This window comes from Ochrobactrum teleogrylli (assembly GCF_037482325.1).
Taxonomy (GTDB): domain Bacteria; phylum Pseudomonadota; class Alphaproteobacteria; order Rhizobiales; family Rhizobiaceae; genus Brucella; species Brucella teleogrylli.
Window position 1 is genome coordinate 899115 of record NZ_JBBHKQ010000002.1, and the last position, 13218, is coordinate 912332.

Below are 13218 nucleotides of genomic sequence, written 5' to 3' on the forward strand. Positions count from 1 at the left end.
GGTCGTTCTTGTGACCCTAACCTGCTTTTGCGAAACGCCGGGAGATAGCCTCCGCGGCATCGATAATTGAATCTGTATCGATACCAAAATGCGCATAGAGATCAGCGATGGATCCCGTCTGGCCGAAATGTTCAACGCCCAGCGATGTGGTCGCGTTGCCATGAACGGAGCCCAACCATCCGAGCGTTGCAGGGTGTCCGTCCGTGACAGTGATGAAATGCGCATGTGAAGGAACGGGGGCCAGAAGCCGTTCAATATGGCTCACGGCCTCGCCAAATCCGTGGCGCCGCGCCCGTTGAGCCGCTGTCCAGCCCGCATTCAGGCGATCTGCCGAGGTGACGGCGAGCACGGCAACGTCTCTTTGTGTCTCTGCAAGGCGGCCTGCAGCCGTCAGAACTTCGGGCGCCACACAACCCTGATAGGCCAAAACGAGGCGCGTGTTCGGTCGGGGTTCACGCAGCCAGTAAGCGCCGTCGATGACACCCTGACGGAACGCTGGATCTTCCCGACGCGTGATCTGCTCGATTGGTCGTGTCGTCAGGCGCAGATAAATCGATCCGCCAGCTTCGTCGCGCAACCAGGTTCGGGGATCATGTTTCGCATGCCCCACTCGTTGCATGTAGTCGAAAGACCAGTCCATGATGACTGAAAGTTCGTCAAGGAATGCCGGTTCGAAACTGGCAAGGCCATCCTGACTCATGCCGATCAGTTGCTGACCGATGGACTGATGCGCTCCGCCCTCCGGCGCGAGAGTGACGCCGGAAGGCGTGCCAACGATCATGAACCGGGCGTCCTGATAACAGGCATAGTTCAAGGCATCGAGGCCGCGCGCAACGAAGGGATCGTAGACGGTGCCGATTGGGATCAGCCGCTCCCCGAAAAGCGAATGAGACAGGCCTGCCGCGCCGAGAAGCAGGAACAGGTTCATCTCGGCGATTCCTAGTTCTATATGCTGCCCGCCTGGTCCAAATGACCATTTTTGAACCGACGGCACCTTTTCCTGCTGGAAAGTATCCGCCAGGGTCTGGCGTGCAAACAGCCCGCGCCTATTGACCCAGGGACCGAGATTGGTTGAAACCGTCACATCGGGTGCCGTGGTGACAATGCGGCGCGCCAGATCGTCGTCTTTACGACCGATCGCATCCAGTATCTTGCCGAAACCGGCTTGCGTCGAAAGCTCGCGATCATCAAGGAATACCGGGCCTTCCGTGCGAACCGGTTTGGCACTGTACCGCCGTTTGCCATTGGCAAAGAACGGAACGGTTTTGAGGAACTTTTTGACTTCGGCTGAATCCGGGATAGCGCCGAATTCCTCCCATTCCTTTCCTGCGGGCACACCGACGCGTCGTTGCAACTCTTCCATTTGGGCTTTGGTCATAAGCCCGGCATGATTGTCCTTATGACCGGCGAGCGGCGTGCTCCATCCTTTGATCGTATAAGCAAGAAAAACGGTTGGCCGGTCGTGATCGATGTCTTCAAACGTCTGCACGAGGCTTTCGACACAATGGCCACCGAGATTGTTCATGAGATCGGAAAGTTCTTCATCGGAGCGGCTTTCGATCAACCGGCTTACGTCGCCCTGATCGCCAATCTCATCGTTCAGACGCCGCCGCCATGCTGCGCCACCCTGAAAGGCCAGCGCCGAATAGAGCTGGTTCGGGCAATTGTCGATCCATGCTCGCAGCTTCTCACCACCGGGCTCCTTGAAGGCTGCTTGCTGGAGTATCCCATGCTTGAGCACTTTGACATCCCAGCCGAACGCGGTGAATATGCCTTCGATCCGCTGCCACAGGTTCTCACGCACCACACCGTCCAGACTTTGGCGGTTATAGTCGATGATCCACCAAGTGTTGCGAAGATCGTGCTTCCAGCCCTCCTGAAGACATTCATAGATGTTGCCTTCATCGAGTTCGGCGTCGCCGACGAGCGCGATCATGCGGCCCTTCGGAATATCGGTCGCAAAAGGCTTCGCCGCCAGAAAATCCTGTACAATCGAGGCAAAGGCAGTGATCGCCACGCCGAGCCCAACGGAACCGGTCGAGAAATCGACGTCGTCAATATCCTTTGTGCGGCTCGGATAAGACTGTGCCCCGCCAAACCCGCGAAAATTGATAAGGTTCTCGCGGGTCTGATTGCCCATCAGATATTGGATGGCGTGAAAGACCGGCGATGCGTGCGGTTTGACAGCAATCCGGTCCTCTGGCTTCAAAACGTGGAAATACAATGCCGTCATAATCGACACCATAGAGGCGCACGACGCTTGATGACCGCCAACTTTAACCTCGCCTTTTTCGCGGAGATGATTGGCGTTGTGGATCATCCAGCAGGCGTGCCACAGAATTTGACGTTCCAGATCCTTCAGGTTTTTCGTGAGCGGCGCGACCTTGGTCGATGGCATTGCTTATTCCTCCCTGGGAAGAGCTGTGTTCTGGTGCGAAATCAGCCTATGCGCGGAAGCTTACCGCTTCTCGCGTTTTGTTCAAAGGCCTGACGGCGCCCGGCAACAATTGGTTGAGTTTCGCCTATTTCCCCATCAGTATGAAGGCGAGGCTTTCGCCTTTCGAAAGGCGTTGATGTATAGCAGTTTCGCGCTCAACGACGGCATTCGCCGCAGTGACAAGTTCATCGGCCTCGCCGGGCGGCGTTACCATGATGCCGTCTGCGTCAGCGGTAATAAGATCGCCGTTGCGAACAACGGCGCCATCAACCACCACATCAACGCCAACCTCCACCGTTATCTCTTTCGAGACCGGACCCGCAGGCGTAATGTTCTTGTACCATGTTGGTGGTGCAACATTCGCCAGACCCGCCGTATCGCGGATGGGTCCATTGATCACGACGCCGCTGACCCCGATTGCCGCCAACCGATGGGCAACCAGATCGCCCATGGGCACGCCGCCAATATCGGTCTGCACTTCAACGACAACCACAGCACCCTTGGGTGCATTATCATAGGCCTGCAAAAACTGAAGTCTGTTTGAAGGGTCGCTGTTCTTGGCCCGGCGCATTCTGATCGTATAGGCCACACCAATCGCATGATCCGTTGGGCGAAGTGCTTTCAATGTGTCGATGGTCCTGTGACGGATGGAAAAGCCACCATGAAGATGTTCCGTAACATCCCAAATAGTTGAACTGCCGACGCCATCCGCCGCCGGTGAAAAATTCGTCTCGTTCGACATGAAATTACCTTTCTGCATCCCGATCAAGGGGTTATCTCGTCGTCCAAATTCAGCACCTTCAACAAACTTTCGTTGTTTTCCAGGGCTGCATGAACCAATGCTTCTTTGGCTGTAATCGTATCGGCCTGGCTGACCAGTGCTTCATAGTGCGTACCGGGGAAGACAAACACACCGTCGCGATCGATCGATATGATCGATCCGGGTTCCACCAAAGCCGCGCCCAGTTGCAGCGCAACCTGGACTTCAACCTCTGTTCAGCCAGTTCGAGGCCCGACGCGACTGCATTCCGATACCAGATCGGCGGGCCGAACTGGATGAGCCCGTCAATGTCGCGCACGGGACCCTCAACAACCACGCCAGCGACGTTCAGCTTTTTCAGCCGATGCGCGATAATATCGCCAACAACCGCACCCCCAAGATCATCCACCAGTTGAATGAAGACAATGCTGTCGGCGGGCGCGGCATCGTAAGCCGCCAGTGTTCGGGCGGCATTTGCTCTCGAAGGCTTTGATGATCGCCGAAGCCTTATGGTGTAGGCTCTGCCTGTTGCTCTGTCGTCCTTGCGCAGTGCAACAAGTCCATCAAGGATCATCTGCCGTGGCGTCCATGGGCCAAGCACCCGTTCGGATGCGTTGGCAAGCACGGGCGTGGAGAATTGATAATTCGCTTTTTCCATTGCCTCTCCTGTCTGCTTGAATGATTGTTGGTACAGGCCAGACTATTCGAGCAGCCATTCATTAAAGCGATCCGAAATCGCGTCTCGGTTGGCGGACCAGAAGTCGCTGTTGATTTCCACGGCGTCTTTGGAGTTTTCCGGGCTGCTGGCGAGAAGCTTTGCTCTGTCGGGTGGGATCAAGGCGAAGGCGTCGGGATTGGTGGGAGCGATTGCGACCTGGGACGCAACGCCCGCCTGCTGCTTCGCCTGAAGGCTGAACTTGATGAACTCCCGGCAGGCGTCCACGTTTGGCGATCCTTTGAGTATCGTAAACATGTCCACACCGAAAATGTTGTTTTGCCAGCTTAATCCCAGCGGAGCGCCGTCGCCGATGGCTGCTACGGGGAAGTTTACCCATACTGGAACCATATTCACGTCTCCATTGACGATGAGTTCGGTTGCCTGCACCGGTGTTGTCCACCAGTTCGAAATATGGGGCTTAATCCGGTTAAGCGACTTGAAGGCGCGGTCGATATCGAGGGGATATAGCTGCTCTCTGGCAACGCCGTCGGCCATCAGTGCGATTTCGAGTGTCTCCACCGGGTTTTTGCGCATGGCACGCGGTCCTGGAAACTGCTCCACATTGAAAAAGTCTGCCCAGTTTTTAGGTGCCGTCTGATACTTATCGGTTCGATAGGTGATCGGTGTCGCATAAATGCCGTGTCCCACGGCGAAGTCATTGCGGTAGGCTTTGGGTATCATGGCGATAGCCGGATCATCACTCAGTCCATGCGGTTCGAGATAATCGCCATCCTTGATCAGCTGACTTATGGTTGAGCGCGAAAACGATGCCGCCATATCCCATGTTTTGGCGCCGGACTCCACGATGGCCTTTACCTGACTGACCGGCTCGTTCGTCGAGGTGGCTGGAACCACCTTGATGCCGGTCGCCGCCTCAAAAGGATCGTAATAGGATTTTTGCATTGCTATGGCGGTCGGGCCGCCGGGCGTCCGTATGACTATCTGCCTGGTTTGTGCGAATGCTGAACGGGCTATCATCGGCGCGGCAAGTGCGATCCCTGCACCTGTTGCGGTCGCTTTCAAAAAGCTGCGCCTTGAGATCATCATCTTGTTCATAGTTCCCTCCTTGTTTTTCTATGAGTGAGTAGCGTCGTCAGTTACGAGACTGCAGTTTGAGACCTATCAGTGTCATCACAGCCACAAACAGAAGCATCAACGTTGAAAGCGCTGCGAGTGTCGGGGTGGCGATATTCATCGCGTCGTCCCACATCTGTTTTGGAAGTGTGGTGGTTAAGCCACCGGTGACGAAAAGGGCGATGGTGAGCTCATCAAACGATGTGATCATTGCAAAGATGAACGCAGAGAACAGGCCCCCGCTTAGAAGAGGCAGGGTAACGCGCCGTAACGTTTGCGACTTGCGTGCGCCAAGGCTCCATGCGGCCTGCTCATAGCGCGGGTCGAAGTGCTTTTGCACGGCAATGATTGTGATGACCACATAAGGAATCGCCAGAATTGCGTGGCCGATAATCAGTCCGATATAAGTCCCGACCAGACCGATCTGCGCGTAGAGATAAAACAGTGCGACGGCCAAAACCATACGTGGCATGATCAGAGGCGAGAGAATGATCGCCAGGATCAAGGTCTTGGCAGGTAGTTTCTGGCGCGCAATAGCGAAAGCTGCGGGCGTTCCGATAATGACGGCCAGGGTTGCTGAAGCCAGAGCGACAATCAAAGACCGTATTGCCGCCTGAGTCCAGATTTGTGAGGCCAGGATGGCCTCATACCAGCGGAGACTGAAGCCTTCCGGCGGCCAGGTCATGCGGCTGCCCGCGGTGAAGGAAACCGGCATCATGACGAGAACCGGAAAAATCAGGAACAAAAGTGTCAACCCGATAACGAGATAGCGGGCGAGGTTTCCGACACTCTGCATGTGGGAACCAGTCAGGCGGTTCACGCCATTATAAAGAGTGTTCGAGACAAGCGAAGCAATCTTCATCAATCGCCGACTGATCGATCCCATAGACCGACCGGACTTTCCCTGATCCGATGTGCCGGTGAGGGCGGATAGACCAAACAGATGATCATAAATCCAGAAGACCAGCAGAGCCGACAAGAGCAGCAGGAGCGATAGTGTCCCGGCAAAAGGCCAGTTCAGATATTCCTGAATTTGCTCAATGATGAGCTGGGTCAGCATCGTCTGCAGTCTGCCACCCAGAAACGCCGGTACGATGAAGAACCCAAGAGACGTGATGAAGACGAGAAGGGCAGCGGCGGTCACGCCGGGGAACGATAGTGGAAAGTAGATTTGCCAGAAAACGCTGCCCGGCTTGCCACCCAACACCATGGCCGCCTTTGAGAGATTGTGATCAATGGATTGAAACACCGGCAACATGGTCAGGATGCAAAGGGGCACCATCGCATGCGTCATGCCGATCACGACAGCGGTGGGCGTATAGAGAAAGCCGACCGGTTCGCTGATGAGGCCGAGCGACGACAGTATCTGGCTAAGCATCCCATTCTTGCTCAGGATCACCATCCAGCCGAAGGTCTTGATCAGAAAGCTTGACCAGAACGAAAGCATAATGACGAAAAGAAGCAGGTTCTTTTGGCGTCGTGGTAATTTCGCCGCAAAATAGGTGATCGGGTAGCTGAGGATAAGGGTAAAGATCGTTGTTAGTGCAGCTACTTGGAACGTGGTGCCCAGCACGCGGAGATATACCGGTGACGATAAAAGACGCGCATAATGGCTGAGGCTCCAATTGCCTCCATCACGGAAGCTCATCTCGAGAAGCCGGGCGACCGGCAAGATGGCAATGACAATTAGAATAACGAGCGCTGGTGCGATCTTACCCCATTTTGCAGCAAGCAAAGAGAGGTTGAACGGTTGGAGATTACCCCTGACGGCTTTGACGTTCATCACGATCTCCCCGGCGCGTTTGGTAGAACGACTGCGCTGTCGGGCGACCATACGGCCATCAGTCTTTGCCCGGCCATTGGCTGACCGTTTGGTCCCGACGTGAGTTCCAATGTCGCCATTTCAGCGCCGGTCGGATCGGAGACATAATGCCGTGTAAAGCTGCCCACGAAGATCGATTGCTTTACCGTTACGGGGATAGCGTTCCAGTTCTGCGGCGCGTCGGCGGACAGCTTGAGGCGTTCTGGTCGAACCATCATTCTGGCTTTGTCGCCAACGCTTAAAGCTGGTCCATATCCGCGCAGTATTGTTTGCCGGTCAAAACTGGCCGCGAGGTGCACATAGTCACCATTCCGGCTCACGACTTCGCCATCGATGAAGTTTGAATCGCCCAGGAAATCCGCGGCAAACACCGTTTTTGGCCTGAAATAGAGTTCAGACGGGGTATCCAGCTGTTCTATCCTGCCGTGATTCATCAGGCAGATCCGGTCCGACATGGTCAGGGCTTCGCCCTGGTCATGCGTGACGTAAAGGATCGTTGTTTTGTGGGTGAGGTGGATATTCTTGATTTCGAGTTGCAGTTGATCGCGCAGATTTTTGTCGAGCGCGCCCAATGGCTCATCCATCAGGATAATATGCGGTTTGAATACGAAAGCGCGAGCCAACGCGATGCGTTGTTGTTGACCGCCGGAAAGATCGCGCGGACGTCTATGCGCGGTGTGTTCCAACTGCACCATCTGCAAGACGTTCGTGACTTCGCGCTTGATCACGTCGGGCGGCGCGTTTCTCATCCGCAAAGGAAAGGCGACATTCTCGAAGACGCTCATATGGGGAAAAAGCGCATAGTTCTGGAACACCATTCCGATGCCGCGCTCCCATGGGGGCGCGTTGGTGGTGCGGCGACCGTCGATCCAGAGGTCGCCGGTGTCGGAATTCAGCAAACCAGCCACCATCATCAAAAGTGTTGTCTTGCCTGATCCCGATGGGCCGAGAAGGGTCATAAACTCCCCGGCTTTCAACTCGAGATCAGTTGGGTGGAGGGCGGTGAAGGAACCATAAGTCTTGCTGAGGCCCTTCACCGCCAGCTTAATATCAGCGCTGCTTGTGGTCGAGTTCACGTTTAGCTTGTTCAACATGGCTGCAATCTCACTCCCCGGGATTTGCGGCATCCGCCAGCGTTGCGCCCAGAACTTCCTGATCATGCCGGATTTGCCTGCCCATCAGAGCGAGATCGGAGCCTATAGCGATGATCTTGAAGCCCTGCTCTATCCGCTTCCTGGTGTCATCTGGACCAATGGCATAAATACCTGCAGTTACCCCATGCGCCTTGGCTCGGGACAGGACATGCTCGATCGCTGCTGCAGTATCGGCTGTATCCCATTGTCCGAGATGTCCAAGACTGGACGACAGGTCGCCGGGGCCGATAAAGAAATGGTCGAGGCCCGGTATGCTTAGGATGTCGTCGATCGCAGAAACCGCATCCTTGTGTTCGATCATGGGCATAAGGATAAGCTCGTCATTGGCCGAGGCGATATATTCGTCCACGCCTAGCCCCCACTTCTGCGCCCTTTCCCCTCCAAGGCCACGGCTTCCTCTGGGTGGGTAAAGCATATAATCCATGGCCCGAAGGATATCCTCCGAAGAGCGGACGAGTGGCAGGACGATCCCGTCGACGCCCAGATCCAGGCAACGCGCAATTGCATCCACCGATATGGAAGGGACACGCACGAAAACGGCAACTTCCGTTCCCTTGGCGGCGCGAACATGGTTGGCGACATCGGCATAAGAGGTTGCGCCATGCTCCATATCAACGCAGACCCAGTCCAGATTAAGTTCCGCTGCAAACTCTGTTACGGCGGGGTTCGACAAGGTGATCCAGAGACCTTGTGTGAATTCACCGCGTTGGAGTTTTGCCCGCAGCGGATTTCGATAGTAGGCTCTGGAGTGTTCTGCTCCCGATTTGCTTTTGAATAGCCGTGACATCTGTTTCCCTATTTTTTGTATTCTTTTTACGCTGCGAGCAGATGTCCCAGCCGATAATTGGCGCGTGTCAGAACCTCGGGGTTCACGACGCCTTCAACCGACAAACCATCAAGCGCGTCAATGATCGACTTGGCGATCGTTTCGGAGCAACGGCTACGCGCTTCGTTGGTGTCTCCGGCAAAGTGGGGGCTCAAAACAATCTTTTCATGGGTCGTGACAGGGTCGTTCAATGGGACAGGTTCCGGATTGAAGACATCAAGACCTGCACCAAACAGATGACCTGAATCAAGTGCAGCAAGCAGTGCCGATTGGTCCATCGTTCCACCACGCGAAGCATTGATAAAGGTAGCACCTTTCTTCATGAGAGAGAATGTGTGTTCATTCATGATGCGGCGCGTTGTGGGATTGAGCGGCGTATGAATAGAGACAAAATCCGCCTGCCTCAGTCCGTCCTCCAGGCTGACTTTCTCAACGCCCTTTTTGGCCAGTTCGTCGGCGGTGTAGGCGGGATCATGGCCCAGCACACGCATATTGAACGCGGCTTTGCATTTACGGGCCATTTCACCACCGATACGCCCGACACCGATGATGAAAACCGTCTTTCCCTCCAGTTCCGTTGGCAGATGGTTATTACGGTAGTAAACGAATTTGCCATCCTTCACGGCTTGGTGGCCGGGCATAATCTTTTTGGCCACGGACATCAGAAGCGCCAGCGCATGTTCGGACGTGGACTTGTAGTTGACCCACGGTGTATGCAGAACCAGAATGCCCTGATCCGTGGCGGCTTCGATATCGATAGTATCTGTTCCAACACCGTGCATGCCGACAACACAAAGGCTTGGGCATTGCTCGAAAATCGTGCGGGTTGCATCCTCCACCCGCACGATCAGCGCCTGCGCCTGTGCTTCCTGGATCGTTTGGATCAAAGTCTTTTCATTGCCGTCTGAAGCAAGCGTCACACGCGCCCGGCTCTTGAGATATTCAACGCCCACCGGCAGAATGGTTGGATCGATGAGTGCCACACACTTGGTCATTATTCTTGATCCTCGATATGTTAGAAGAGAACGTTCGGATTCATGATGCCTTCGGGATCAAATACCGATTTGATGCCTCGCATAAGCGCGAGTTGGGTGTCATCAAGATAAGAGTGGAGACGCGCGCGATTGGAGCGGCCAATTCCGTGTTCGGCGCTTATCGAACCTGCGAGCGAAATCGCGACTTCGTCGATTGTTGCGTTAACGGCGGCAGCCAGCGCGTCGACGGCGGCTTTGTCGGTCTTTAGCTCACGTGGCAGGATGACGACGGCATGAATGTTTCCGTCTCCAACATGTCCCACAAACACTACCTTCGCTTCAGGAAACCTTTCACCGATGTGCTTCTGAACATCGGTTACAAAATGCGGGACGCGGGAAACGGGGACAGAGGTGTCGTGAGAAAAGGTGAGGCCAGCATTCACATTGGCTTCGGTGACGGAATGCCGGATTTCCCAAATCAGCTCGGCCTTGGCGTCGCTATTGGCCAGAATGGCTTCATCAACGATCTTCGCCTCCATGGCTTCATAAAGTATGGAGGCCAGCAATTCGTCGAGCTCCGCCTTTGGGTCAGGGTCGGTGAGCTCGATAATTGTTATCCATGCATGCTGTTCGGCCAGGGGATTTTGTAGCCCCTTCGGGAGGTTCATTATGAGGTCGTATTGGCCGGAAGATAGAACCTCAAAGTTGGTCAACCTGTCCCCCACCGCCATCTGAACCTTGTGAAGCAGGTCCAGAACCTGATCAATATCGGCAAGGCCGACCATCGCGACTGAGCTTTTGGCGGGTTTGGCGACGAGTTTGAGCACCGCACCGGTTATGATTGCAATCGTTCCCTCAGAACCGATGAAAAGATGTTTGAGCGCGAAGCCGGTATTATCTTTTCTAAGTCCCTTCATCGCGTCAACGATGCGTCCGTCGGGGAGCACCGCCTCAATGCCGAGGACCAGGTCACGCATCGGGCCATAGCGCAGCACCGAGGTGCCGCCCGCATTGGTGGCGATATTGCCGCCAATCTGGCATGTGCCTTCGCTTCCCAGCGACATCGGGAAAAGCCGCTCCACTTCCGTTGCTGCGGCTTGTATGGATGAGAGCGTGCAGCCAGCATCGACGGCAATAGTATTGTTCGCCGGATCGAGGTGACGCACCTTGTTCATTCGACCAAGCGCGACGACGATGGACGCTCGATCTTTCAAAAGCGGGGTTGCGCCACCGCACATTCCCGTATTGCCGCCCTGCGGTATGACAGCCACTTTCTCCCGACTGCAAAGCGCGACTATCTTCGAAACCTCATCCGTTGTCGCCGGGCGGGCAACGGCCATGGTGGTTCCTTCGTAACGGCGTCGCGCATCGATCACATAGGCAGCCAGATCGTCCCTGTCCGTCAGGACGTTGTTGCTGCCCACGATTTCTCGAAGTTTGGAAAGAAACGTTTCTTCCGCTGAGCCGTCCATCTTTGTTCCCTTTTGAGAAGTAGCGATAATCGCTACTAAAGTGCGTTATATGAATTAATGGTACATTTATCGCCATTCGAGTCAATACATTTAATATCGGTTTGACAGCGGCAGCTGCACAATGAGATAGAGAGACGATTGATTACGAACGAATTTTGCGTTGAGCCGCCTCTGAAAAAAATTGAGAAGAAGTGGCCCAGCCTTCATGAAAGCAAGAAGCCATGAGTGAACCAGAAGAGAACTCGCGTCTGCTAAGCACCTCGCTGCAACGGGGCTTGAGAATTCTGGAAGCTTTTGAGTACGGCCATCAAACTTTAGGCTTGACCGAACTGGTATCCATGACCGGCATAGAGAAGACGGCTGTACAGCGGTTCACAAGAACCCTTGTGGCTTCCGGCTTGTTGATCAAGGATCCAACGACACGGCGCTATTCTCCGGGGCCTGGCCTCGTGAGGATGGGGTCTATCTATCTGCGGGGAAATCAGTTCATTGAAAGAGCCACCCCACATATTCTGGCCTGCAATCATCGTCTGGGTAAAACGGTGAATATGGGCGTTCTGGACCGTGGCCAGATTACTGTGGTGATAAGGGCGTCAGGCCATGAAGTGGTGTCGCCCAACGTGGCGTTGGGTTCCAGCTTCCCATGGCATATCTCGGCAATCGGTCAGGCGATTGTTGCGTTTCTTCCAGAGGAGGAAGCGGAGAAGTTGATCGATGAAGTGAGATTTGTCCCCTATGCAAGCGGCTCTCTTTTAACCAGGGAAGATATCGTTGCCCGGCTGCACAAGGTTCGTAGCGAGCGCATTGCAACGACGCATCACGAAATTTTCGAAGGGGATATTTCCGTCGCGGCGCCTGTATTCGACGCCTCCATGCGTGTGGTGGCGGCTGTCAATATCAACCTCGTTCGCCCCGGTGGGACGCTCAGTGCCGACGAACAGGAAGCGCTCGCCAAGACGGTTTCGAATGTCGCAGGCTCCATTTCGGTGCGCGAGCCTTGGAACGATGATTTCAGAACGCGGATGCGTGATGGCCGGTGATAAGGGTTACCGATCCGTTTCTATTGCCAGATCGTCTATAAGGGCTTCACGCTTTGCAAGCGCGTGTATCGCCTGATCGCCAAGCGCGCGCGCCACGAGATTGAGTAGTCCTTCGCAGAAGACGATATACGCACCCATGCTGTTGCTGAAGAAGCTGCTGTTATGGGGAATGAAGAACGCATGTTTCGAAGGCACGACGAGTGGTGACGCACGGGTGTCGGTGATAGCGATCACATCAATGCCGTGCTTTGCCGCCACCTTCGCTACATCTGCAACATTGCGTGTATAGGGCGCGCAACTGGCAACGACAATGACATCGCCCTGTGAGAGTTGGGCAATGCTCTCCGCTTCCCCAAGGCGTGGCGCATCCAGCAGCGCCACATCATTGCGGATCATCGACAGCCCATAGGTCAGAAAACTCGCAAAAGCATGAAATTGTCTGACGCCGTGAACGCGAATGCGTCCGGCACGGGCGAGCAGCGCAGCCGCTTCGCGCAACTGGGTATTGTCCAATTGCGAGAGGAACCCATCGATATTCGCCTTGGATTCTGCTGAAATTATCTCGATGACGTGCAGTTCTTCGTCAGGTTCGGATTTGACGGACATAAGTTTACCTGCCTGTCGGCTGTAAAAATACTGTTCGTCGTCGGCGATGGCCTCACGAAAAATGCTCTGTAAGTCAGCAAAGCCACTATAGCCCAGTCGCTGGGCAAGCCGGGTCAATGTCGATGCATTGATCCCGAGGATCTCGGCAAGTTCCGAGATTGAGCGCACGGCAGTTTGTTCCGGCACATCGACAAGGCGCGAGAGCACATCCAGCGATTTGCCGCCTAAGGATGGTCCCGCCGCGCCGCGCCGAATATCGACTGTCAGCGCACGCAGCTGTTCCAGCGTCTGTGGACGTAAGAAATCAGTCGATGCGCTGCCACCGGTCATCCATG

The 13218-nt window shown here is 55.0% G+C and carries 11 protein-coding genes; 1 reads left to right on the forward strand and 10 read right to left on the reverse strand.

Annotation, left to right across the window (positions count from 1 at the left end; genetic code table 11):
• Window positions 1-16: 16 nt before the first annotated feature.
• The 9 genes from WIX40_RS21715 to WIX40_RS21755 all read right to left on the reverse strand — a co-directional run bounded on the left by WIX40_RS21715 (window position 17) and on the right by WIX40_RS21755 (window position 11237).
• Window positions 17-2398 carry a thiamine pyrophosphate-binding protein gene (locus tag WIX40_RS21715; protein WP_339442114.1) on the reverse strand — a complete coding sequence of 794 codons (2382 nt, stop codon included), beginning with the start codon at window positions 2396-2398 and terminating at the stop codon, window positions 17-19.
• 124 nt (window positions 2399-2522) lie between these two features.
• Window positions 2523-3179 (reverse strand): RraA family protein, encoded by a 657-nt coding sequence (locus tag WIX40_RS21720; RefSeq protein WP_339442116.1) that lies wholly within the window; start codon window positions 3177-3179, stop codon window positions 2523-2525.
• 58 nt (window positions 3180-3237) lie between these two features.
• The gene (locus tag WIX40_RS21725; protein WP_339442118.1) at window positions 3238-3855 is read right to left on the reverse strand and encodes an RraA family protein; all 618 of its coding nucleotides are present in this window, start codon (window positions 3853-3855) and stop codon (window positions 3238-3240) included.
• A gap of 42 nt (window positions 3856-3897) precedes the next feature.
• Entirely contained in the window at window positions 3898-4971 is a 1074-nt protein-coding gene (locus WIX40_RS21730; protein WP_339442119.1) for an extracellular solute-binding protein, read from the reverse strand.
• Between the two features lie 37 nt (window positions 4972-5008).
• Window positions 5009-6772: an ABC transporter permease subunit gene (locus WIX40_RS21735; RefSeq protein WP_339442120.1), complete on the reverse strand. Its 1764-nt coding sequence runs from the start codon at window positions 6770-6772 to the stop codon at window positions 5009-5011.
• Entirely contained in the window at window positions 6772-7971 is a 1200-nt protein-coding gene (locus tag WIX40_RS21740; RefSeq protein WP_339442121.1) for an ABC transporter ATP-binding protein, read from the reverse strand. Before WIX40_RS21740 ends, WIX40_RS21735 begins: the two co-directional genes overlap by 1 nt.
• On the reverse strand, window positions 7916-8752 hold the full coding sequence (locus tag WIX40_RS21745) for an HpcH/HpaI aldolase family protein (protein WP_339442123.1): 837 nt from the start codon (window positions 8750-8752) through the stop codon (window positions 7916-7918). Before WIX40_RS21745 ends, WIX40_RS21740 begins: the two co-directional genes overlap by 56 nt.
• 26 nt (window positions 8753-8778) lie before the next feature.
• Complete coding sequence (locus WIX40_RS21750; protein WP_339442125.1) at window positions 8779-9786, reverse strand: hydroxyacid dehydrogenase; 1008 nt, start codon at window positions 9784-9786, stop codon at window positions 8779-8781.
• A gap of 20 nt (window positions 9787-9806) precedes the next feature.
• Entirely contained in the window at window positions 9807-11237 is a 1431-nt protein-coding gene (locus WIX40_RS21755) for an FAD-binding oxidoreductase (protein WP_339442127.1), read from the reverse strand.
• A 221-nt stretch (window positions 11238-11458) separates the two neighbouring features.
• Between WIX40_RS21755 and WIX40_RS21760 the strand changes: the two genes are divergently transcribed.
• The gene (locus tag WIX40_RS21760; RefSeq protein WP_140026034.1) at window positions 11459-12277 is read left to right on the forward strand and encodes an IclR family transcriptional regulator; all 819 of its coding nucleotides are present in this window, start codon (window positions 11459-11461) and stop codon (window positions 12275-12277) included.
• Between the two features lie 6 nt (window positions 12278-12283).
• Here the strand turns inward: WIX40_RS21760 and WIX40_RS21765 are convergent, their stop codons facing one another.
• Window positions 12284-13213 (reverse strand): MurR/RpiR family transcriptional regulator, encoded by a 930-nt coding sequence (locus WIX40_RS21765; protein ID WP_339442131.1) that lies wholly within the window; start codon window positions 13211-13213, stop codon window positions 12284-12286.
• Window positions 13214-13218 lie beyond the last annotated feature (5 nt).

Excerpts from the sequence above, each read along its gene's own strand:
- WIX40_RS21715 (WP_339442114.1), bottom strand. The coding sequence starts at position 2,398 with ATGCCATCGACCAAGGTCGCGCCGCTCACGAAAAACCTGAAGGATCTG.
- WIX40_RS21720 (WP_339442116.1), bottom strand. The coding sequence starts at position 3,179 with ATGTCGAACGAGACGAATTTTTCACCGGCGGCGGATGGCGTCGGCAGT.
- WIX40_RS21725 (WP_339442118.1), bottom strand. The coding sequence starts at position 3,855 with ATGGAAAAAGCGAATTATCAATTCTCCACGCCCGTGCTTGCCAACGCA.
- WIX40_RS21730 (WP_339442119.1), bottom strand. The coding sequence starts at position 4,971 with ATGAACAAGATGATGATCTCAAGGCGCAGCTTTTTGAAAGCGACCGCA.
- WIX40_RS21735 (WP_339442120.1), bottom strand. The coding sequence starts at position 6,772 with ATGAACGTCAAAGCCGTCAGGGGTAATCTCCAACCGTTCAACCTCTCT.
- WIX40_RS21740 (WP_339442121.1), bottom strand. The coding sequence starts at position 7,971 with ATGATCAGGAAGTTCTGGGCGCAACGCTGGCGGATGCCGCAAATCCCG.
- WIX40_RS21745 (WP_339442123.1), bottom strand. The coding sequence starts at position 8,752 with ATGTCACGGCTATTCAAAAGCAAATCGGGAGCAGAACACTCCAGAGCC.
- WIX40_RS21750 (WP_339442125.1), bottom strand. The coding sequence starts at position 9,786 with ATGACCAAGTGTGTGGCACTCATCGATCCAACCATTCTGCCGGTGGGC.
- WIX40_RS21755 (WP_339442127.1), bottom strand. The coding sequence starts at position 11,237 with ATGGACGGCTCAGCGGAAGAAACGTTTCTTTCCAAACTTCGAGAAATC.
- WIX40_RS21760 (WP_140026034.1), top strand. The coding sequence starts at position 11,459 with ATGAGTGAACCAGAAGAGAACTCGCGTCTGCTAAGCACCTCGCTGCAA.
- WIX40_RS21765 (WP_339442131.1), bottom strand. The coding sequence starts at position 13,213 with ATGACCGGTGGCAGCGCATCGACTGATTTCTTACGTCCACAGACGCTG.